Source organism: Actinomadura nitritigenes (assembly GCF_017573545.1).
Classification (GTDB): domain Bacteria; phylum Actinomycetota; class Actinomycetes; order Streptosporangiales; family Streptosporangiaceae; genus Spirillospora; species Spirillospora nitritigenes.
Genome location: NZ_JAGEOK010000045.1, coordinates 44,696 through 63,110 on the forward strand (window position 1 = coordinate 44,696; position 18,415 = coordinate 63,110).

Genomic DNA, 18,415 nt, shown 5'->3' on the forward strand with positions numbered 1-18,415 from the left:
CCGCACGTCAGCGAGGGCGGCGGGCCTCGATGCCGTCGAGGACGCAGGACAGGCCGTAGTCGAAGCGCTGCTCCACCACCTCGGCGGTCTCGCGGGTCCAGACCTCGCGGATGTGCGCGGTGAGCCGGGGGTGGCGCTCCTCGATCCCGGCGAGGTAGGGGCCGAGGGCCTGGATCCAGTCCTCGCCGGTCGCCGCGCCGTGGACGTCCTGCCAGCTCGCCTCGCTGCCCGCCGCGCCGATGACGTAGTCGGCGATCAGCGACATCGCGTTGTCCAGGTCCAGGCCGGTGAGGCCGGCCCCGTCGAATGCGCCGATCACCTCGTCGAGGACGCGGGTGGCGTTCGGGCCGATCATCGGCCGGGCGCCGAACAGCGGCACCGTCCAGGGATGCCGGTGGATCATCCCGCGCAGGTCGCGGGCGTATCCGGCGACGGCGGCGCGCCATCCGCCGGCGTCCGGGCGGGGGACGCGGACCTCGCCCATCACCCGGTCGAGGGCGAGCTCCAGCAGCTCGTCCTTGTTCGCGACGTGCCAGTAGACGGACGTCGCGCCGGAGTTCAGCCGGGTGCCGAGCCGCCGCATGCTGAGCCCGTCGAGGCCCTCGGCGTCGAGCAGGTCCAGCGCGGCGTCGACGATCTGGTCGCGGGTGAGCGTCGGCTGCTCGCGCCTGGTCCGCTGCGGGCGCACCCACACCGACTCCGGCGGCTTCTCGCCGTCCGCCTTGCCAGCCTTCGCCGCCATCGGTTCCTCCCCGCCTGGTCCGTCTCGTACAGGGTACCGGGACTTGAACAGCGTGCGAGTTATCTCGTACGGTGTGCGAGTCAGCTCGAACACTGTGCGAGGAGTCCCCCCCGTGAACGCAGCCGCCCCCGCGCCGCACCCCCGGCGCTGGCAGATCCTCGGCGCCCTGTGCCTGAGCCTGCTGGCCGTCACCGTCGACAACACGATCCTCAACGTGGCGATCCCGTCGCTGCTGAAGGACCTGCACGCGACCCTGTCCGACGTCCAGTGGACGATCGACGCCTACTCGCTCGTCTTCGCGGGCCTGCTGCTCACCGCCGGCGGCCTCGGCGACCGCTTCGGCCGCCGCCGCGCGATGCTGGCCGGGTTCGCGCTGTTCGGCGGCGGCTCGCTGCTCGGCGCGTTCGCCGCGAACCCCGGCGAGCTGATCGCCATGCGCGCGGTGATGGGCCTCGGCGGCGCCTTCCTGATGCCCGGCACCCTCTCGATCATGGCGCAGGTGTTCGGCCCGGACGAGCGCGCGAAGGCGTTCGCGGTCTGGGGCGCCGCCTCGATGATCGGCGTCGCCGCCGGGCCCGCGCTCGGCGGAGTGCTGCTGGAGCACTTCTGGTGGGGCTCGGTGTTCCTGGTGAACGTCCCCGTCACCGCCGTCGCCGTGCTCGGCCTGCTCGTCCTCGTCCCCGAGTCGCGCGGCCCGCGCCGCCGCCCCGACGTCCTCGGCTCCGTGCTCTCCACCGCCGGCATGGCCTCGCTCGTGTGGGCGATCATCTCCGCCCCCGACCACGGCTGGACCGGCGCCCGCACCCTCGCCGGCCTCGCGGTCGGCGCCGCCGCCCTCGCCGCGTTCGCCGCCTGGCAGCGCCGCAACCCCGAGCCGATGCTCGACCTCGCCCTGCTGCGGCAGCGCGCCTTCTCCGGCTCCGCCGCCGTCATCGCCGTCCTCGGCTTCGTCCTCGCCGGGACGCTGTTCGCGCTCACCCAGACGCTCCAGCTCGTCCTCGGCTACGGCCCGCTCAGCGCCGGGCTGGCGCTGCTGCCCTGCGCGGTCGCCGCGGCGGCCGGCAACGGCCTCGGCGCCGCCCTCGAAGCCCGGCTCGGCGGACGGCCCGCACTCGTCGCGGGCCTGCTCGTCATCGCCGCCGGGTTCGGTGCCCTCGCCCTGGAAGGCCCCGGCGACGGCTTCGCCCCGATCGTCACCGGGCTCGTCGTCGTCGGGTTCGGCATGGGCCTCGGCTCCCCGCCCGCCTACAACCTGCTGATGGCGGCCGTCCCCGCCGAGGAGGCCGGCGTCGGGTCCGCCGTGAACGACGCCGGCCAGGAACTGGGCAACGCGCTCGGCGTCGCCGTCCTCGGCAGCGTGATCTCCGCCGTCTACGCCCGCGCACTGCCGGACGGCGTGCCCGCCGCCGCGAAGCACTCGCTCGGCGAGGCCCTCGCGCTCGGCGATCCCGCGCTCGCGCACCAGGCCCGCGACGCGTTCGTCCACGCGGTGTCCGTCGGGTCCCTCGCCGGCTGCGGCGCGACCCTCGCCACCGCACTGTTCGCCGCGGTCGTCCTGCGCGGCGTGCCGCGCACCGACACCGCGTCCGCCGCCGCCGGGAAGGTCGCCGAACCCGCGTGAAAGCGCCCCGGGGGACGAGCGGAGTAGAAGTGACGACCATTCCCCCGGAGGTGCCCCATGCCGGACCCGACGGAAGGGGCGGCAGCGTGACCGCCCCACCCGACACGGCCCCGACGGACGCGGAGCTGCTCGCCGCGTCCGTCCGCGACGGCGACCGCTTCACCGCCGTCTACGACCGGCACTACGCCGATGTCCACCGCTACGTCGCCGGACGCCTCGGCCCGCAGGCGGCCGACGACGTCGTGGCGGAGACCTTCCTCGCCGCGTTCCGCCGCCGCGCCGCCTTCGACCCGTCCCGCGGGTCCGTCCGGCCCTGGCTGTTCGGCATCGCGACCAACCTCATCGCCCAGCACCGCCGGACCGAGACCCGCCGCTACCGGGCGCTCGCGAAGGTCGGCGTGGACCGCCATCCCGGCGGCCACGACGACCGCGTCGCGGCCTCGGTGTCCGCCGAACGGCTCCAGCCGTCGCTGGCCCGCGCGCTCGCCGCGCTGTCCCGCAAGGACCGCGACGTCGTGCTGCTCAAGGCCCTCGCCCAGCTCTCCCACGAGGAGATCGCCGACGTGCTGGGCATCCCGTACGGCACCGTCGGCTCCCGCCTGAACCGCGCCCGCACGAAGCTGCGCGCCGCCCTGCCCGCGCACACGGAAGGACCGTGACCATGGACGAACTCCAGATGATCGCCACGATGCTGGCCGAGCCGCCCACGCCGGAGACCGAGGCCGCCGTCCGCCATCGCCTCCTCAACGGGATGCGCGAGCCGGAGCGCCCGGCGCGGCGCGCGTGGCGCCGTCCCGCCCTCTGGAGCGGCTTCGGCCTGGCCGCCACCGCCGCGGCCGTCACGGGCGCGGTCGTGCTCTCGTCCGGCACCACCCCGCGCGCGCCCGACCCCGGCCGCGATCCCGCCGCCGCGCAGCCGATGTCGGCGAAGACCGTGCTGCTCACCGCCGCCGAGCACGCCGCCGCCGCGCCGGCCTCCGGCAGGTACTGGCACGTCCTCCGGGTGCAGTCGGACGCCTACTACAGCGACCGCGGAAAGTACTGGATGCTCGGGCGGCAGCTGATCGCGCAGTGGAGCCGCCCGGACGGCCGGTCCTGGACCGGCTACCGGACGCTCGGCGCCGTGCCCATGTCCGCCAAGGACGCGCCCGCCTTCCGCCGGGACGGCTCGCCCGACCCGAACCCGGTCGCCCCCAGGCTCGACAAGGACACCGGGACGAAGACGTTCTTGGTCTGTGACAGGGACATGACGTTCAAGCAGGTCCAGGCGCTGCCCACCGACCCAGGCGAGCTGAGGGCCGCGCTAAGGCGGGCGAGCCCCCGCGCCCACGCCACCGCCGGGCGCACCGCGGACGAGGTCGTGAAGAACTGCGTGACCGACCTGCTCAGCTTCGTCCCCGCACCGCCGAAGGTGCGCGCCGCCGCCTACCGGATGCTCGCCGCCATGCCCGGCGTCACCGCCATCGGCAAGGTCACCGACGAGCGCGGCCGCCAGGGGGTCGGGCTGCACGTGCGGGTCATGCGCGACGTCGCCGACACCGTGATCATCGACCCGGGCTCCTCGCTCGTGCTGAGCACGTCGCGCACCGTCCCCGACGTCCCCGGCAAGGTCGACAAGGAGCTGTACGTGCAGGCCGGCTGGACCGACACGCCCCCGGCCGTCCCCGCTCTCCCCTGACCCGGCGACGCCGACATGCGGCGAGCCGCCGTCATGGACACCGCCGTGACGACGGCTCGCCGCGACTCAGCCGAGCAGGTCGGACGGGCCGGTGCCGGACTCGGTGAGGGGGAGGCCGAGCGCGGCCCGTTCGACCAGCCAGCGGGACGGCCGGTAGCGCGGGTCGCCGGTGTCGGTGTGCAGGATCTCCAGGAGGTTGTAGACGCGGTCGGCGCCGACGTGGTCGCCCCACTCCAGCGGCCCGCGCGGGTAGCCGAGGCCGAGCCGGACGGCGGTGTCGATGTCCTCCGGGCGGGCCAGCCGCTGCTCGGCGATGCCGCAGGCCACGTTCACGATCGAGGCGAGCAGCCGCGGCGCGACGGCGGCGGGCGAGTCGCGGACGACGCTCACGGACCGTCCCGTCGCGAGCAGCGCGGCGAGCGCGGCACGCCCGAACTCCGGGTCCACGGCGGGCTGGACGACGAGGGTGAGCCGGCTGAAGAACCCGAAGAACGCGTCGATGCCGAGCGTCCGCTCCGGATGGTGGCCGCCGCTCAGGCCGAGGGACGCGTCGTACAGGACGACGGCGCCCGGCGACGGCTCGTCGCCGGTCTCGACCTCCACGCCGGACTCGGCCAGCAGAACGCCGAGCGTCTCACGCAGGCCCTCGACGAGCCAGACCGGCCGGACGTCCACGGCCGGGGCGGTGGCCTCCGGCGGTTCCTGCTTCACCCCGTCCACGTACGTGTAGAAGCCCTCGCCCGTCTTGCGGCCGAGGAGTCCCGCCTCCATGCGGGCGCGGCCGATGTAGGACGGCCGGTACCGCGGCTCGGTGTAGAAGCCCGTCCAGATCGACTCCATCACCGGCTGCGAGACGTCCATGCCGGTCAGGTCGAGCAGCTCGCACGGGCCCATCTTCAGGCCGAGGACGTCGCGGGCGATGCGGTCGATGTCGGCCGGTTCCGCGATGCCCTCGGACAGGATCTGCAGCGCCTCCGTCACCAGGCCGCGCCCGGCGTGGTTGACGAGGAAGCCCGGCGCGTCCGGGGCGATGACCGGTTCGTGGCCGAGGCGCCGGACGAGGGCGGCCAGTGCGTCCGGGACCCGTCCGGCCGTCCGCGCGCCCGGGATGACCTCGACGAGCCGCATCAGCGGGACCGGGTTGAAGAAGTGCAGCCCCGCGAGCCGCGACGGGTCGCGCAGCGCCGCGCCGATCGCCGTGACCGGCAGCGAGCTGGTGTTCGTCGCGAACAGGACCCGCTCGCCGGCGGCCTTCTCCAGTGCGGCGAACAGCTCCCGCTTGGTGTCCAGGTCCTCCCGGACGGCCTCGATGACCAGGTCGCAGTCCTGGAGCGGGGTCAGCGGCTCGCCGACCGGCTTCAGCCGCGCCTTCGCCGCCGCCGCGTCGTCCGCCGCCATCCGGCCCTTCGCGACCAGCTTGTCGAACATCGCGCTGACGTGCTCGACGGCGCTCTTCACAGCCTCGAACCGGATGTCCGCCAGCTCCACGGTCAGCCCGCCGGCCGCCGCGAGCTGTGCGATCCCGCGTCCCATCGCGCCCGTCCCGATCACCCGGATCGTCGCCGCCCGCTCCGCCCAGTCCTGCCCGGCCTGCTCCATCGCGCCTCCTCGCTCGCCTGCCCTGCATTCAACCCGCTGCCGGGCGCGGGCCCGGACGCGGGGCGCGTTCTCCGGGGTCATAACCTGCGGAGTGCCCGCCGTTCCCGGATTGAGGAGAACCTGCCATGCGCGACGCGGTGATCTGCGAGCCGCTGCGGACCCCGATCGGCCGTTTCGGCGGGGTGTTCAAGACGGTGCAGCCGGTGGACCTGGCGTCCGCGGTGATCCGCGCCCTGGTCGAGCGCACCGGCGTGCCCGGCGACGCGGTCGACGAGGTGTTCCTCGGCCAGTGCTACCCCAGCGCCGACGCCCCCGCCATCGGACGCGTCGCCGCGCTGGACGCGGGCCTGCCCATCGAGGTCGGCGGCCTCCAGGTCGACCGGCGCTGCGGGTCGGGCCTCCAGGCCGTCCTGAACGCCGCGATGCAGATCCAGACCGGCGTCAGCGACCTGATCATCGCGGGCGGCACCGAGTCGATGAGCAACGCGCCGTTCTACACGACCTCCGCCCGCTGGGGCCTGCGCGGGCCGTCCCTCGAACTGCACGACACCCTCGCCCGCGGCCGCGCCACCGCAGGCGGCGTCAACCACCCGGTTCCCGGCGGCATGCTGGAGACGGCGGAGAACCTGCGCCGCGAGTACGGCATCGGCCGCGAGGAGCAGGACGAGCTGTCGGTCCGCTCGCACCAGCGCGCCGTCGAGGCGCAGCGGTCCGGCCGTTTCGCGGACGAGATCGTCCCCGTCACCGTCCCGTCCCGCAAGGGCGACACCGTCGTGGACACCGACGAGCACCCGCGCCCCGACACGTCGATGGAGACCCTCGGCAGGCTGCGGCCCGTGCTCGCCAAGAGCGACGACCAGGCCACCGTCACGGCGGGCAACTCCAGCGGCCAGAACGACGCCGCCGCGGCGTGCATCGTCACCACACCCGAGCGCGCCGCCGAACTCGGGCTGCGTCCCCTCGTCCGGCTGGTCTCGTGGGCGCGCGCGGGCGTCCCGCCGCGCACGATGGGCATCGGTCCCGTCCCGTCGACCGCCAAGGCCCTCGCCGCCGCCGGCCTCACCCTCGCCGACATCGACCTCATCGAGCTGAACGAGGCGTTCGCCGCGCAGGTGCTCGCCGTCACCCGCGAGTGGAACGTCAAGGACGCCGACTGGGACCGCATCAACGTCAACGGCTCCGGCATCTCCCTCGGCCACCCCGTCGGCGCCACCGGCACCCGCATCCTCGCCACGCTCGCCCGCGAGATGCACCGCCGCGAGGCCCGCTACGGCCTCGAGACGATGTGCATCGGCGGCGGCCAGGGCCTCACCGCCGTCTTCGAACGCGTCTAACCGGGGCCCGCGCCGTCCCGCAGGCCCGGCAGTCCCGCCTCGTACGCGAGCAGCGCGGCCTGGACGCGGTTCTCCAGGCCGAGGCGCGCGAGGATCCGGTTGACGCGGCTCTTCACGTTCGCCTCGCTCAGCCCGAGGACCTCGGCGATCCGCGCGTTCGGCAGCCCGCGCGCGACGAGCAGCAGCACCTCGCGCTCGCGCCCGGTGAGCCCGTCCAGGCGTCCCGGCGCGGCCGGCGCGGGCGGTGCCGGTTCCGGGGGCGCCGCCGCGAACGCCGTGACGAGCCGCCGCGTCACGCTCGGCGCCAGCATCGCCTCCCCGGCCGCGACGACCCGGATCGCGTGCTCGAGCTGGTCGATCGGGCTGTTCTTCAGCAGGAACCCGCTCGCCCCGGCGCGCAGCGCCGCGTACACGTACTCGTCGAGGTCGAAGGTGGTGAGGACCAGGACGCGCGGGCGCGCGCCGCCCTCCCACGGGCCCGCCATGATCCGCCGGGTCGCCTCGACCCCGGACACGCCCGGCATGCGGACGTCCATGACCACCACGTCCGGCCGCAGCCGGGCCGCCGCGGCGACGGCCTCGGCGCCGTCCGCGGCCTCGCCGACGACGGCCAGCCCGTCCCGCCGGTCGATCACGACCCGCAGCGCCGCCCGCACCATCTCCTGGTCGTCGGCGAGCAGCACCCGGACGGTCATCGGACGCCCTCCAGCGGCAGTTCGGCGCGGACGAGCCAGCCGCCCGCCGGGTCCGGGCCGGCCCGCAGCGTCCCGTCGAACGCGGCGACGCGCTCCCGCAGGCCGATCAGTCCCCGCCCGGATCCCGGCACGGGCGTGCGGCCGGGGACCGCGGGGCCGTTGCCGACCTCGACGACCAGAGAGGCGCCCGCCGTCCGCAGCGCCACCCGCACGTCGGTCGGCCCGGCGTGCTTGAGGACGTTCGTCAGCGCCTCCTGCACGATCCGGTACGCCGAGACCTGCACGGCTCGCGGCAGCGCGGGCGCCTCGGCGTCCACGTCCGCTCGCACCCGGCAGCCCGCGCGCTCGGCGGCCTCGACCAGGTTTCCGAGGCCGCGCAGCGACGGTTCGGCGCCGCCGTCGTCCCGGCCGGTGTCGAGCAGGCCGAGGATGCGGCGCATCTCGATCAGCGCCGTGTCGGCCGTCTCGGCGATGCGCGCCACCCCGGCGCGGCCGAGCGCCGGGTCGTCGTGGACGACGTCCTCGGTGGAGCGCGCCTGCACGGCGATGGCGCTGACGTGGTGGGCGACGACGTCGTGCAGGTCGCGCGCGATCCGGGCGCGCTCGGCGGCGACGGCCTGCCGCGCGTTGCGCTCGCGTTCGGCGCGCAGCCGCGCGTTGGCGTCGCCCAGTTGCGCGTTGAGGTCGCGGAGCCGGCGGGCGTCGGCGTCGATGCGCCGCCGCGCGTGCCCGAGCAGCCACGCGACGCCGAGGAACACCGCGAACGTGGTCGCGGTGATCGGCTCCAGCGAGTCGGGGCGCGGCCCGGGGGACCGGCCGAGCGCCAGGTCCACCGCGACCGCCCCGGCCAGCGCCCCGCCGGACGCGGCGAGGCTCGCGGCGGCGGGGGCGTACCGGGCCGCCGCGTGGACACCGAAGATCAGGAAGTACGGTCCGGGCGTCTTGCCCGGAACCGGGTCGGCCGCTTCGAACGCGATGAACGCGACGGTCATCGCCGCCAGCACCGTGAGCGGCCGGAGCCGCCGCCACAGCAGCGGGACGGTCTGCACCCCCCACAGCGCCAGCGCCGCCGGACCGGGCGCGGGGTCGCGGGCCGCCAGCGTCACGACGTCGAACGCGGTGAGGCCCCCGCCGAGCGCCGCGTCGAACAGCCACGGCCTGCCCGCAGCCCAGGCGCGGACGCCCCGCAGCACGGACGTGACGGCGACGGTCTCCACAGCAGGTGAGGCTAGTCAACGGTCTCCTTCCGGGACATCGCCCGGAAGGCGCGCATCCAAAGTTGCGCGAGTCCGGAGAATTGGGCCGCGCGGGCGACGCCCCGCATATGTGCGCTCACTTAGCGTCCCAACGCATGGGCATTCCTCTCCTCGAAAACAGAACGTCTCCGGCCGGGGCACGCCCCGCCGAGCGCGCGCGCCGACGCCGGTACGCGCTGCTCGCGGCCGGGACCGCCGCCATGCTGTTCGCGGTCGGCGGGCGCTGGGACGTCCCGCTCGCCGCATGGCTCTTCCCCGTCCTGCTGCTGCGCTTCACCCGCACCACCGGCCCGTGGGCGGGCACCCTCTGGATCTGGGCGGCCCACATCGCAGCCGCCGCGTTCTGGGTGTACGAGTCGGCGCTGGGGTCCGGCCCGGTCGTCCTCGCCGGTGCCGCGGCGTTGAGCGCCGTCCAGGCCGTGCCGTTCCTCCTCGACCGCCTGCTGTCCGCCAGGCTCGGCCGGTGGACGGCGCCGCTCGTCTTCCCCGCCGCCGTCGCCGCGACCGAGTTCCTCATCACGCTGCTGTCGCCGTTCGGCACCGCCTACGGCTCCCTCGCGGTCACCCAGCACGGCGATCTGCCGCTGCTCCAGGTCACGTCCGTCACCGGCTGCTACGGCATCGGCTTCCTCATCGCCTGGTCCGCCGCCGCCGTGAACGGGTTCTGGCAGGAGCCGTCGCGCCCGTCGGCCCGTCCCGCCGCCGCCTGCGCGGCCGTGCTCGCGGCCGTCGCCCTCGCCGGCGGCGCGCGGCTCGCGCTGCTCCCGCACGACGGCAGGACCGTGCGGATCGCCGGGGTGAGCCCGGCCAGGACGGTGGCCGCCGCCGGGCGGGCCGCGCTCGCCCGGATCCCCGGCGGACGGCAGGGGATCGCCGCCGCACCGCCCGCCGCCGTCGACCCCGCCACCACCGCCGCGCAGGACGACCTGCTCGCCGCGACCCGCCGCGAGGCGACCGCCGGAGCGAGGATCGTCGTCTGGCCCGAGAACGCGGTCCCCGCGCAGGCCGCCCGCGAACCGGCCGTCATCGCCGCCGCCCGCGCCGAGGCCCGCCGCTCCCGCGTCTACCTCGACATCGGCATCGCCGTGTACGACACCACGGGCCCCGCCTTCGGACGCGACGAGACCGTCCTCCTCGGCCCGGACGGCGCCGTGCTGTGGACGTACCAGAAGGCCCACCCCATCCCCGGCTCCGAGACCTACAAGCCAGGGGACGGCCGCGTCCCCGTCGTCGCCACCCCGTACGGCCGGATCGCCAACGTGATCTGCTACGACGCCGACTTCCCGGCGATGATGCGCGTCCGCGCCGACATCATGCTCGTCCCGTCCCACGACTGGCGCGAGTACGGACGCCCCCACACCGACAAGGCGGGCCTGCGCGCCGTCGAGGGCGGCTACGCGCTGGTGCGCCAGGACGCCGACGGCGTGTCCGCCGCGTTCGACGGCCGAGGCCGCGTCCTCGCCACCGCCGACTCCTTCGGCGCCGACCGGCAGACGCTCGTCGCCGACGTCCCCGTCCGCGGCGCCACGACGCCCTACGACCGGATCGGCGACCTGTTCGCCTGGCTCTGCCTCGCCACGGTGCCCCTGCTCGCGGCCCTCGCCACCGCCAGGAGCCGCCGCAGGTGACGGAGGCGCCTCGGCGGTGACCGCTGATCGTCCGCGGGTTAACGTGGCGTATGGGCAACGACACGGACGCCACCGTGCAGGAGCAGATCGCCTACTACCGGGCGCGCGCGGGCGAGTACGACCGGGTCTATGACGAGCGCGACGACCTGCGCGCCCTCACGGCGATCGTCGACGACCTGCCGATCACCGGGGACGTCCTGGAGCTCGCCTGCGGCACCGGCCAGTGGACGGGCCGCCTCGCCGCCCGCGCCCGCTCGGTGACCGCCGTCGACGCCTCCCCGGAGGCCCTGGACATCGCGCGGGAACGCGTGGCGCCCGCGACCGTCGAGTTCGAGTGCGCCGACCTGTTCGCGTGGCGCCCGTCCCGCCGCTACGACACCGTCTTCTTCGCCTTCTGGCTCTCCCACGTCCCGCCGGACCGCCTGCCCGGCTTCTGGCGCACCGTCGCCGACGCCCTCGCCCCCGGCGGCAGCGCGGTGTTCGTCGACAACGGGCCGGGGGAGGCGGTGGCCGAGGACGTGCTCGCCGGGCAGGCCGTGCCCTCGGTGCGCCGCCGCCTCGACGACGGCAGCGAGTACCGCGTCGTCAAGGTGTTCCACGATCCGGAGCGGCTCGTCCGCGCCCTCGGCTCCTGGGGATGGTCGGCGAGCGTCCGCCCGGCCGGCACCGCCTTCATCACGGGAACCGCCACCCGCCCCGAGCGCTGAGTCAGAACATCGCCCGGTGCCGCCCCCGGTACCGGGGGCGCCGCTGCTCCATCGCGAACGCCGTGACGGACGCCGCCAGCACCGCCACCACGCACATGGCGGACGCCCACACCGCGATCACAGCGCCGCTCCCGGCGCGCCGTCGAGCAGCTCCCGGATCGCCATCACCGCGTCCACCACGCGTTCCGCCTCCGCGAGCGGATGCCGCCATGACGTGAAGAACCACGGCCGCCCGCCGTCCTCCTCCCGCGCCCGGACGCTGATCACGTCGGACGGATGGGCCGCGCAGCACCCCGCTACCGCCGGATTGACGACGCGCAGCCCGCGCTCGGTCATGGACGCGTGCAGCCCGTAGACGCGCAGAACCACGCCCAGCGCCTCAAGCCGCGCCCTACTCTCAGGAGTCATGGAATGGACCTCCACTCAGGTCGGTTCCTAGGCCCCGGCGCAGTGGTGACGCACCGCGCCGGGGCCGCTTTCCTCAGATGGTAGGCACACGTGGGCACCCGTAGGCACCCGTAGGACCAAAGCATGCCTACGGGGTCCGTAACGTGCCTATATGGGGTTCCCATTGGACTCGCTGAAACCGATGTACCTGTCGGTTGCGGATGAGATAGAACGTCGGATTCGGGCAGGAGAAATGCTGCCTCGGACCCGAGTGCCGTCCGCCCGGTCGCTTGCGGCGGAGGCGGGAGTGTCGACGCGGACGAGTGAGGCGGCGCTGCGGGTCCTGCGAGAGCGCGGCCTGACGGTCGCCGTGCACGGCGTCGGCACGTTCGTCGCGCCCGACATACCGCCCGAGTCGGACTAGTCATGCGACGCTGCGCGTCCATGGGTCCTGAATCGCGCTAGCGTCCCCGGGTGGGCATCGACCTCGACGGCATGGAGCCCCTGTACCTCCAGGTGGCAGAGGTCATCGCGGCGCGGATCGAAGCCGGGACGTATCCGGTCGGACGGCGCATTCCGGCGGTGCGGGCCATGGCCGATGAATTCGGTGTCTCCCAGAGCACGGCCGAGGCGGCGGCGCGCGTTCTGCGCTCGCGGGGGCTCACCCGGGCGACGCACGGGCGGGGACGTTCGTGATCGCCAAGCCGTCGGACGTCGAGGAGAAGGACGGCTGACCGTCCGGGGCGGCGATGAGTTTCCGGCGCCCCCGTGGTCCAAGCATCAGGCGTGCACACCTGAGAGGCGGGACCATGACGAGTTCACCTGCGCGGGGCAAGGTGCTGTGGCACCTCACCATGTCGCTGGACGGCTTCATCGCCGGCCCGGGCCATTCGATGGACTGGATGTCCGGCCTGTCGTTCACGCCGGGGATCGTCGAGGAGATGGTCGCGACCACCGGCGCCATCCTGGCCGGGCGGCGGGGCTTCGACGCGGGCTACGACGCCGGGGGCGGGGAGAACCGCAAGCCGTACGGCGGGAAGTGGGACGGGCCGATCTTCGTCCTGACCCATCATCCGGACGACGCCCCGCCCGCGCCCGGCTTCACCTTCCTGAACTGCGACGTCGCGGAGGCCGTGGAGACCGGCCTCGACGCGGCGGGCGGTAAGAACCTGGAGGTCTTCGGCGCCGACATCGCCCGGCAGTGCGTCGAGCGCGGACTGATCGACGAGTTCTCCGTCCACATCGCGCCGGTCATGCTCGGCGACGGCGTCCGGCTCTTCGACGCCCCGGGCGTCGAGCCGGTCCGGTGGAACCTGGTGCGGGACGGAGACGCCCCCGAGGTCGTCGACCTCCGCTACCGCCCGCGGCGCTAGCGGGCGGGACGGTCGAGAACGAGGTCGGCGGCGCGGGCGAGGACCTCGGCGCGGGTGCGGCCCTCGTGGCCGGCGGCGAGGAAGTGGTGCCCGATCGCGACGCAGAAGGCGATCAGGCTGCGGGCCTCGACCTCGTCGGGGTCGGAGCAGAAGGTGCCGATCGTCTCGCGGAGCAGCGCCATGCGCCGGTCGTCCACCCGCCGAAGGCGCTCGGCGGCCGCCTCGTCCCGGCGGGCCCAGTCGCGGACGGCGAGGTCGAGCGGGAGCAGCCGGGAGGAGAAGGTGAGCGTGCCCGCGCGCAGGGCCCGGGCCCGCGCGTCGCCGCCCTCGCTCTCGACGCGGTCGATGACGTCGTCGGTGCTCTCGCGCTCCCAGACGTCCAGCATCGCCTCCAGCAGGGCGCCGCGGTCGGCGAAGTACCCGTAGAAACCGCCCTTGGTGACGCCGAGCCGCTTGGCCAGCGCCTCGACCCGGACCGCGTCGGGCCCGCCCTCGGCCAGCATCCGCAGGCCCTCCTCGACCCATCGGCCGCGCGGCGTACGGGTCGCGCCCGCCATGTGCCCCACCTCACTTCCCTCCCCATCTATACGCATCCGTATAACCGGGGCTAGCCTGGGTGTTGTACGCAACCGTATACCTGACGGAGGCGGTGGCCATGCGGCTTCCCGACAGCGCGCACACCGATCGGCCGTGGCGGATCCACGAGGTCGCACGGGACTTCGAGCTGGAGGACGTGTGGTCCTGCCGCGCCCCCGGCGCCGGGCCCGACGACTTCCCGGTGATGCTGGAGGCGATCCAGGCGTCCGGCGGCCTCGCGCGGCAGGCGCCTCCGGTGCGGTTCCTGTTCGCGGTCCGGTGGAAGCTCGGCGCGCTGCTCGGCTGGGACAGGCCGAGGACCGGCCTCGGATCCCGGGTCCGGCCGCTGCGCGACCGCCTGCCGAGCGACCTGCGCGACACCGTGGACGGCTCCGCGCCGGGCGGCTCCCCGTTCACCCCCGTCTACCGGCTCCCGAACGAGGACGTCCGCGAGATCGCGAACGGCACCGTCCACGGCGTCATGCACCTGGGCTGGGCGCCGGCGCCGGGACCGGACGGCGGCTACGAGCTGCGGATCGCGGTGCTGGTCCGGCCGAACGGCCGGGTCGGGCGCCTCTACATGGCGTTCATCGCGCCGTTCCGGTACCTGATCGTCTACCCGATGCTGACCAGGCAGTGGGAGCGGGCCTGGCGGGAGCGCGGAACCCGGGCGGCCGCCGCCTCCTGATCAGCGGCGCCGCACCCGCCGGACGAGGTCGGCGGCGGCCTCGGGCCACCGCGGATGGTCGAAGGCGAAGCCCGCGTCGAGCAGACGGCCGGGGACGACGCGGCGGCTCTTGAGCAGCAGCTCGGTGTCCGAGCGGAGGGCGAGCGCGCCGATCTCGGCCATCCACGCCGTGGCGGGCAGGCCCACCGGCATGCCCCAGGCGGTGCGCAGCGCGCGCATGAACGCGCTCTGTGGCAGGGGACCGGGCGCGGCGAGGTTCACCGGCCCGTCGAGGTCGTCCCGGCGGATCAGGAACTCGACCGCGCGGACGAAGTCGTCCTCGTGGATCCACGACACGTACTGCGCGCCGCCCGCGACCGGACCGCCGAGGCCGAGCCGCGCCATCCGCAGCAGCACGTCGAAGACGCCGCCGCGGTCGGGGCTCATCACCATCGCGGCGCGCAGCGCGACCTTGCGGGTCGACGGCGTGGTGGCCTCCGCCTGCGCCCGCTCCCACGCCTCGGCGATCCTGACGCTGTACGACCAGTAGCGCGGCACGCCGGGCTCGCCGCCGCCGATGACGCCGGTCGCCTCGTCGTTGGGCGCGTCGAAGCGGTGGGCGTAGACGGTGGCCGTGCTCATCTGGAGCCAGACCCGGGGAGGGCGCGCCGCGGCGGCGACGGCCTCGCCCACGACCCGCGCCGACTCGACCCGGGAGTCCATCATCTCCCGCAGGTTGGCCGGGGTGTAGCGGCAGTTCACGCTGCGTCCGGCGAGGTTGATCACGGCGTCGGCGCCGTCGATCGCCTCCGCCCACGGGCCGAGCGTCCGGCCGTCCCAGGGAAGCTCGCGCTCGCGCTCCGGCCGCCTCGTCAGGATCACGACCTCGTGGCCCGCGGCGGTGAGCGCGCGGTCCAGGACCGTGCCCACCTGCCCGGTGCCGCCGGGGATCACCAGCTTCATCGCGTCCACCTCCGCGTGTCCCCTGGAGCCTAACGCAGATTTTTGAACGCGTTTAAAAACGAGACGGCCGTCACCCGGCGTGCGTCAGCGGGCCGTCCAGGACGGGTCGCGACCGGTGAGGGCGATCAGCCGGTCGAGGGGCGAGGCGCCGTCCGGGACGGCGACGGGCGGCCCGAACAGCCCCGGCGAGCCCTGGCCGCCGCTCTGCTCGACGGCCTGCCCGACGAACACCAGGCACTCCTGCACCTCGTCGTCGCCGCACACGTAGGGCTGCCCGCTCGCCGCCGCGATGTCCCAGCCGTGCACGACCAGCTCGTTCAGCGCGACGCGCCCCATCACCTCGGCGGGCATCCGCACGCCGCCCGCCTCCGTCGTCCCCTCCCAGGCGGACGGTTCGCGCCACGCGTCCCCGAGCGCGCCGAGCCGCTCGGGGACGCGAGTGCGCCAGTCGGGCGCCAGGTTGGCGCCGTCCGGGGAGGGCGGCTGCGACCCGCCCTCCGGGACGTCCTTGGCGGCGGCCTGCGCGAACGCCAGCGACAGCCCGTCGACGTGGTCGATGAGCGTCGCGAGCGAGGTGTCCGCGCACGGCGTCGGCGCGCCGAGCCGGTCGTCGCGCACGGCGGCGAGCAGGTCCGCCAGCCGGCGGGCGGCGGGCGCGAGGTCGGGGTTCTGGGGCATCGGCCGGTCTCTCCTTCGTCGGTCCGGCCCGTCCGCCGCTGTACCGCTGGGCGGGAACGGGCTGGACGGGTCCTCTTCCCGTCGTTTTGACTCGGGAACCGGCCGATACTCATCGGTGCGCCGGATCCGTAAGGTATGGGACGACGGAACGAGCGTTCGCGGCCCACCGGCGCGCGGACCGGTCGAGAGGCGTGCTGACCTGCGCGTGTGACCACATAAGCTACTACCGAGTAGTATTCGGGCCCCGGATGAGATGCGGTCTGTCGCGAGCCCTACGCTGACTGCCATCGCCCGTACCCCAGGAGGACGGAACAGTGTTCTGGATCACGTTGGTCATTGGGCTCGCCGGAACGGCGGTCGCTTTGGCGCTCGCCGGCCGGCGGGTGCTGTTCCTGTACAACACGGCCATGGCCGGGCAGCCCGACCCCGAGCGCGTGCTGCAGGTCAAGCGTGACAAGAAGGCCGACATCGAGGGCCAGGTCACCGAGGTCCTGGGACAGCGGAAGCTGCTGAAGTGGACGCTGGCCGGCTCCGCGCACGCCGCGGTCATGTGGGCCTTCTTCCTCCTGGCCACCGTCTACCTGGAAGCGGCCGTCGCGCTGCTCGCGGGCCTGGACAAGAAGATCCCGTGGCTCCAGACGTGGGGCCCGATCGGGTTCGTCCAGGACACCATCGCGCTGGCCTGCACCGCGGGCCTGATCGTCTTCACCTCGATCCGGATCAAGAACTCGCCCAAGCGGCTGGAGCGCAAGTCCCGGTTCAAGGGCTCGCACCTGTCCGGCGCCTGGATCACGCTGTTCATGATCTTCAACGTGATCTGGACGATGTTCTTCTACCGGGGCGTCGAGTGGGCCAACGGCAACCTCGACTACGGCAAGGGCGCCTACTTCTCCTACCTGGTCGGTCACCTGTTCGACGGCCTGAGCCGCCACACGCTGGACGTCCTGGAGTCCATCGGCCTGCTGCTGCACATCGGCGTCGCGCTGGTGTTCCTGGTGTTCGTGGTGCACTCCAAGCACCTGCACATCTTCCTCGCCCCGCTGAACGTGATGTTCAAGCGCCGCCCCGACGGGCTCGGCGCCGCGCAGCCGATGATGTCCGGCGGCAAGCCGCTGGACTTCGAGGAGGCCGACCCCGACGAGGACGTCTTCGGCCGCGGCAAGATCGAGGACTTCACCTGGAAGGGCTTCCTCGACATGGCGACCTGCACCGAGTGCGGTCGCTGCCAGTCCCAGTGCCCCGCGTGGAACACCGGCAAGCCGCTGTCGCCGAAGATGCTGGTCCTGGAGCTGCGCGACCACGCGCTGGCCAAGGCCCCCTACTTCACCGCCTCCGAGGAGGCGCAGGCCAAGTTCACCGACGAGCAGAAGCTCGCCATGCAGGTCGACAAGGAGCTCGTCGGCGAGGACGGCGTCATCCACCCGGACGTCCTCTGGTCCTGCACCAACTGCGGCGCGTGCGTCGAGCAGTGCCCGGTCGACATCGAGCACATCGACCACATCCTGGACATGCGCCGCTTCCAGGTCATGATCGAGTCCTCGTTCCCGTCCGAGGCCGGCGTCATGCTGAAGAACCTCGAGAACAAGGGCAACCCGTGGGGCATGTCCGAGATGAAGCGCCTCGAGTGGATCGAGGAGCTGGACTTCGAGGTCGAGGTCGTCGACGACAAGGTCTCCGAGGACACCGAGTACCTGTTCTGGGTCGGCTGCGCCGGCGCCCTGGAGGACCGGGCCAAGAAGACCACCAAGGCCGTCGCCGAGCTGCTGCACATCGCGGGCGTCAAGTTCGCCGTGCTCGGCCCGATGGAGGCGTGCACCGGTGACCCGGCCCGCCGCCTGGGCATGGAGTTCGTCTTCCAGATGCTCGGCCAGCAGAACGTCGAGACGCTCAACGACGCGGGCGTGAAGAAGATCGTGGCGACCTGCCCGCACTGCTTCAACACCCTGGCCAACGAGTACCCGCAGATCGGCGGGAACTACGAGGTCGTCCACCACACCCAGCTGCTCGCGCACCTGGTCGAGGAGGGCAAGCTCACCCCGGTCACGCCGATCGAGGAGAAGATCACCTACCACGACCCGTGCTTCCTGGGCCGCCACAACAAGGTCTACAAGCAGCCCCGCGACATCATGGCCACCGTCCCCGGCGTCAAGACGCAGGAGATGCACCGGCACAAGGACCGCGGGTTCTGCTGCGGCGCCGGCGGCGCCCGGATGTGGATGGAAGAGCGGATCGGCAAGCGCATCAACACCGAGCGCGTGGACGAGGCGCTGACCACCGACCCCGACACCGTCTCCACCGCGTGCCCGTTCTGCCTGGTCATGCTGGGCGACGCCATCAACGAGAAGAAGAACTCCGGCGAGGCCAAGGAGAGCCTGGAGGTCGTCGACGTCTCCCAGCTGCTCATCCGCTCCATCAAGGGCGAGGGAACCGCCCAGGAGAAGGAGCCCGTGGCCGCCGAGTAGCCCGGCACCCGCGTCGCGGCCCCGGTCCCCGCTCGGCGGGGGCCGGGGC

General features: G+C 73.8%; 19 protein-coding genes. 11 read left to right on the top strand and 8 right to left on the bottom strand.

Translation table 11 applies throughout. The features are described from left to right. Window positions 1–7: 7 nt before the first annotated feature. The gene (locus J4557_RS43430; RefSeq protein ID WP_243777290.1) at window positions 8–742 is read right to left on the bottom strand and encodes a TetR/AcrR family transcriptional regulator; all 735 of its coding nucleotides are present in this window, start codon (window positions 740–742) and stop codon (window positions 8–10) included. Between the two features lie 112 nt (window positions 743–854). Between J4557_RS43430 and J4557_RS43435 the strand changes: the two genes are divergently transcribed. The 3 genes from J4557_RS43435 (at window position 855) to J4557_RS43445 (ending at window position 4,041) form a co-directional block, all read left to right on the top strand. Next, window positions 855–2,363, top strand: a complete 1,509-nt coding sequence (locus J4557_RS43435; RefSeq protein WP_307800542.1) for an MFS transporter — start codon at window positions 855–857, stop codon at window positions 2,361–2,363. 86 nt (window positions 2,364–2,449) lie between these two features. Then, window positions 2,450–3,022 (top strand): RNA polymerase sigma factor, encoded by a 573-nt coding sequence (locus J4557_RS43440; RefSeq protein WP_208272778.1) that lies wholly within the window; start codon window positions 2,450–2,452, stop codon window positions 3,020–3,022. Window positions 3,023–3,024: 2 nt separating this feature from the next. Then, window positions 3,025–4,041: a CU044_5270 family protein gene (locus J4557_RS43445; RefSeq protein WP_208272780.1), complete on the top strand. Its 1,017-nt coding sequence runs from the start codon at window positions 3,025–3,027 to the stop codon at window positions 4,039–4,041. 66 nt (window positions 4,042–4,107) lie between these two features. Here the strand turns inward: J4557_RS43445 and J4557_RS43450 are convergent, their stop codons facing one another. Then, entirely contained in the window at window positions 4,108–5,640 is a 1,533-nt protein-coding gene (locus J4557_RS43450; RefSeq protein WP_208272782.1) for a 3-hydroxyacyl-CoA dehydrogenase, read from the bottom strand. Between the two features lie 125 nt (window positions 5,641–5,765). On the opposite strand from J4557_RS43450, the gene J4557_RS43455 reads away from it, so the two are divergent. Next, window positions 5,766–6,974, top strand: coding sequence for an acetyl-CoA C-acetyltransferase (locus J4557_RS43455; RefSeq protein ID WP_208272784.1), 1,209 nt, complete (start codon window positions 5,766–5,768; stop codon window positions 6,972–6,974). On the opposite strand, the gene J4557_RS43460 is transcribed toward J4557_RS43455, so the two are convergent. Together J4557_RS43460 and J4557_RS43465 are read right to left on the bottom strand one after the other, a co-directional pair. After that, window positions 6,971–7,669: a response regulator transcription factor gene (locus J4557_RS43460; RefSeq protein ID WP_208272786.1), complete on the bottom strand. Its 699-nt coding sequence runs from the start codon at window positions 7,667–7,669 to the stop codon at window positions 6,971–6,973. The genes J4557_RS43455 and J4557_RS43460 overlap by 4 nt on opposite strands. Beyond that, on the bottom strand, window positions 7,666–8,886 hold the full coding sequence (locus J4557_RS43465; protein WP_208272788.1) for a sensor histidine kinase: 1,221 nt from the start codon (window positions 8,884–8,886) through the stop codon (window positions 7,666–7,668). Before J4557_RS43465 ends, J4557_RS43460 begins: the two co-directional genes overlap by 4 nt. 134 nt (window positions 8,887–9,020) lie before the next feature. Between J4557_RS43465 and J4557_RS43470 the strand changes: the two genes are divergently transcribed. Both J4557_RS43470 and J4557_RS43475 read left to right on the top strand, forming a co-directional pair. Continuing rightward, window positions 9,021–10,553, top strand: a complete 1,533-nt coding sequence (locus J4557_RS43470; protein WP_208272790.1) for a nitrilase-related carbon-nitrogen hydrolase — start codon at window positions 9,021–9,023, stop codon at window positions 10,551–10,553. A gap of 50 nt (window positions 10,554–10,603) precedes the next feature. After that, the gene (locus J4557_RS43475; RefSeq protein WP_208272792.1) at window positions 10,604–11,260 is read left to right on the top strand and encodes a class I SAM-dependent methyltransferase; all 657 of its coding nucleotides are present in this window, start codon (window positions 10,604–10,606) and stop codon (window positions 11,258–11,260) included. Window positions 11,261–11,377: 117 nt separating this feature from the next. Here the strand turns inward: J4557_RS43475 and J4557_RS43480 are convergent, their stop codons facing one another. Then, window positions 11,378–11,668 (bottom strand): hypothetical protein, encoded by a 291-nt coding sequence (locus J4557_RS43480; protein WP_208272794.1) that lies wholly within the window; start codon window positions 11,666–11,668, stop codon window positions 11,378–11,380. Between the two features lie 181 nt (window positions 11,669–11,849). Here J4557_RS43480 and J4557_RS43485 point away from each other — a divergent pair, with 181 nt between their 5' ends. The 3 genes from J4557_RS43485 to J4557_RS43495 all read left to right on the top strand — a co-directional run bounded on the left by J4557_RS43485 (window position 11,850) and on the right by J4557_RS43495 (window position 13,020). Further along, window positions 11,850–12,071: a winged helix-turn-helix domain-containing protein gene (locus tag J4557_RS43485; RefSeq protein WP_208252680.1), complete on the top strand. Its 222-nt coding sequence runs from the start codon at window positions 11,850–11,852 to the stop codon at window positions 12,069–12,071. Between the two features lie 50 nt (window positions 12,072–12,121). After that, window positions 12,122–12,343 (top strand): GntR family transcriptional regulator, encoded by a 222-nt coding sequence (locus tag J4557_RS43490; RefSeq protein ID WP_307800543.1) that lies wholly within the window; start codon window positions 12,122–12,124, stop codon window positions 12,341–12,343. 113 nt (window positions 12,344–12,456) lie between these two features. Beyond that, a complete protein-coding gene (locus tag J4557_RS43495; RefSeq protein ID WP_208272796.1) occupies window positions 12,457–13,020 on the top strand; it encodes a dihydrofolate reductase family protein in 564 nt (187 codons plus the stop codon). On the opposite strand, the gene J4557_RS43500 is transcribed toward J4557_RS43495, so the two are convergent. Beyond that, window positions 13,017–13,577, bottom strand: a complete 561-nt coding sequence (locus J4557_RS43500) for a TetR/AcrR family transcriptional regulator (RefSeq protein WP_208272798.1) — start codon at window positions 13,575–13,577, stop codon at window positions 13,017–13,019. The two genes, J4557_RS43495 and J4557_RS43500, sit on opposite strands and share 4 nt — an antisense overlap. A 98-nt stretch (window positions 13,578–13,675) precedes the next feature. On the opposite strand from J4557_RS43500, the gene J4557_RS43505 reads away from it, so the two are divergent. After that, window positions 13,676–14,284 carry a DUF2867 domain-containing protein gene (locus J4557_RS43505; protein WP_208272800.1) on the top strand — a complete coding sequence of 203 codons (609 nt, stop codon included), beginning with the start codon at window positions 13,676–13,678 and terminating at the stop codon, window positions 14,282–14,284. Here J4557_RS43505 and J4557_RS43510 read toward each other — a convergent pair whose 3' ends face one another. Then, entirely contained in the window at window positions 14,285–15,226 is a 942-nt protein-coding gene (locus J4557_RS43510; RefSeq protein ID WP_208272802.1) for a TIGR01777 family oxidoreductase, read from the bottom strand. A gap of 84 nt (window positions 15,227–15,310) precedes the next feature. Beyond that, window positions 15,311–15,904 carry a TIGR03086 family metal-binding protein gene (locus J4557_RS43515; RefSeq protein ID WP_208272804.1) on the bottom strand — a complete coding sequence of 198 codons (594 nt, stop codon included), beginning with the start codon at window positions 15,902–15,904 and terminating at the stop codon, window positions 15,311–15,313. Between the two features lie 314 nt (window positions 15,905–16,218). On the opposite strand from J4557_RS43515, the gene J4557_RS43520 reads away from it, so the two are divergent. Then, on the top strand, window positions 16,219–18,366 hold the full coding sequence (locus J4557_RS43520) for a (Fe-S)-binding protein (protein ID WP_208272806.1): 2,148 nt from the start codon (window positions 16,219–16,221) through the stop codon (window positions 18,364–18,366). Window positions 18,367–18,415: the final 49 nt, after the last annotated feature.

Excerpts from the sequence above, each read along its gene's own strand:
- J4557_RS43505 (WP_208272800.1), top strand. The coding sequence starts at position 13,676 with ATGCGGCTTCCCGACAGCGCGCACACCGATCGGCCGTGGCGGATCCAC.
- J4557_RS43480 (WP_208272794.1), bottom strand. The coding sequence starts at position 11,668 with ATGACTCCTGAGAGTAGGGCGCGGCTTGAGGCGCTGGGCGTGGTTCTG.
- J4557_RS43455 (WP_208272784.1), top strand. The coding sequence starts at position 5,766 with ATGCGCGACGCGGTGATCTGCGAGCCGCTGCGGACCCCGATCGGCCGT.
- J4557_RS43485 (WP_208252680.1), top strand. The coding sequence starts at position 11,850 with ATGTACCTGTCGGTTGCGGATGAGATAGAACGTCGGATTCGGGCAGGA.
- J4557_RS43500 (WP_208272798.1), bottom strand. The coding sequence starts at position 13,577 with ATGGCGGGCGCGACCCGTACGCCGCGCGGCCGATGGGTCGAGGAGGGC.
- J4557_RS43495 (WP_208272796.1), top strand. The coding sequence starts at position 12,457 with ATGACGAGTTCACCTGCGCGGGGCAAGGTGCTGTGGCACCTCACCATG.
- J4557_RS43470 (WP_208272790.1), top strand. The coding sequence starts at position 9,021 with ATGGGCATTCCTCTCCTCGAAAACAGAACGTCTCCGGCCGGGGCACGC.
- J4557_RS43445 (WP_208272780.1), top strand. The coding sequence starts at position 3,025 with ATGGACGAACTCCAGATGATCGCCACGATGCTGGCCGAGCCGCCCACG.
- J4557_RS43475 (WP_208272792.1), top strand. The coding sequence starts at position 10,604 with ATGGGCAACGACACGGACGCCACCGTGCAGGAGCAGATCGCCTACTAC.
- J4557_RS43460 (WP_208272786.1), bottom strand. The coding sequence starts at position 7,669 with ATGACCGTCCGGGTGCTGCTCGCCGACGACCAGGAGATGGTGCGGGCG.
- J4557_RS43450 (WP_208272782.1), bottom strand. The coding sequence starts at position 5,640 with ATGGAGCAGGCCGGGCAGGACTGGGCGGAGCGGGCGGCGACGATCCGG.
- J4557_RS43430 (WP_243777290.1), bottom strand. The coding sequence starts at position 742 with ATGGCGGCGAAGGCTGGCAAGGCGGACGGCGAGAAGCCGCCGGAGTCG.
- J4557_RS43515 (WP_208272804.1), bottom strand. The coding sequence starts at position 15,904 with ATGCCCCAGAACCCCGACCTCGCGCCCGCCGCCCGCCGGCTGGCGGAC.
- J4557_RS43510 (WP_208272802.1), bottom strand. The coding sequence starts at position 15,226 with ATGAAGCTGGTGATCCCCGGCGGCACCGGGCAGGTGGGCACGGTCCTG.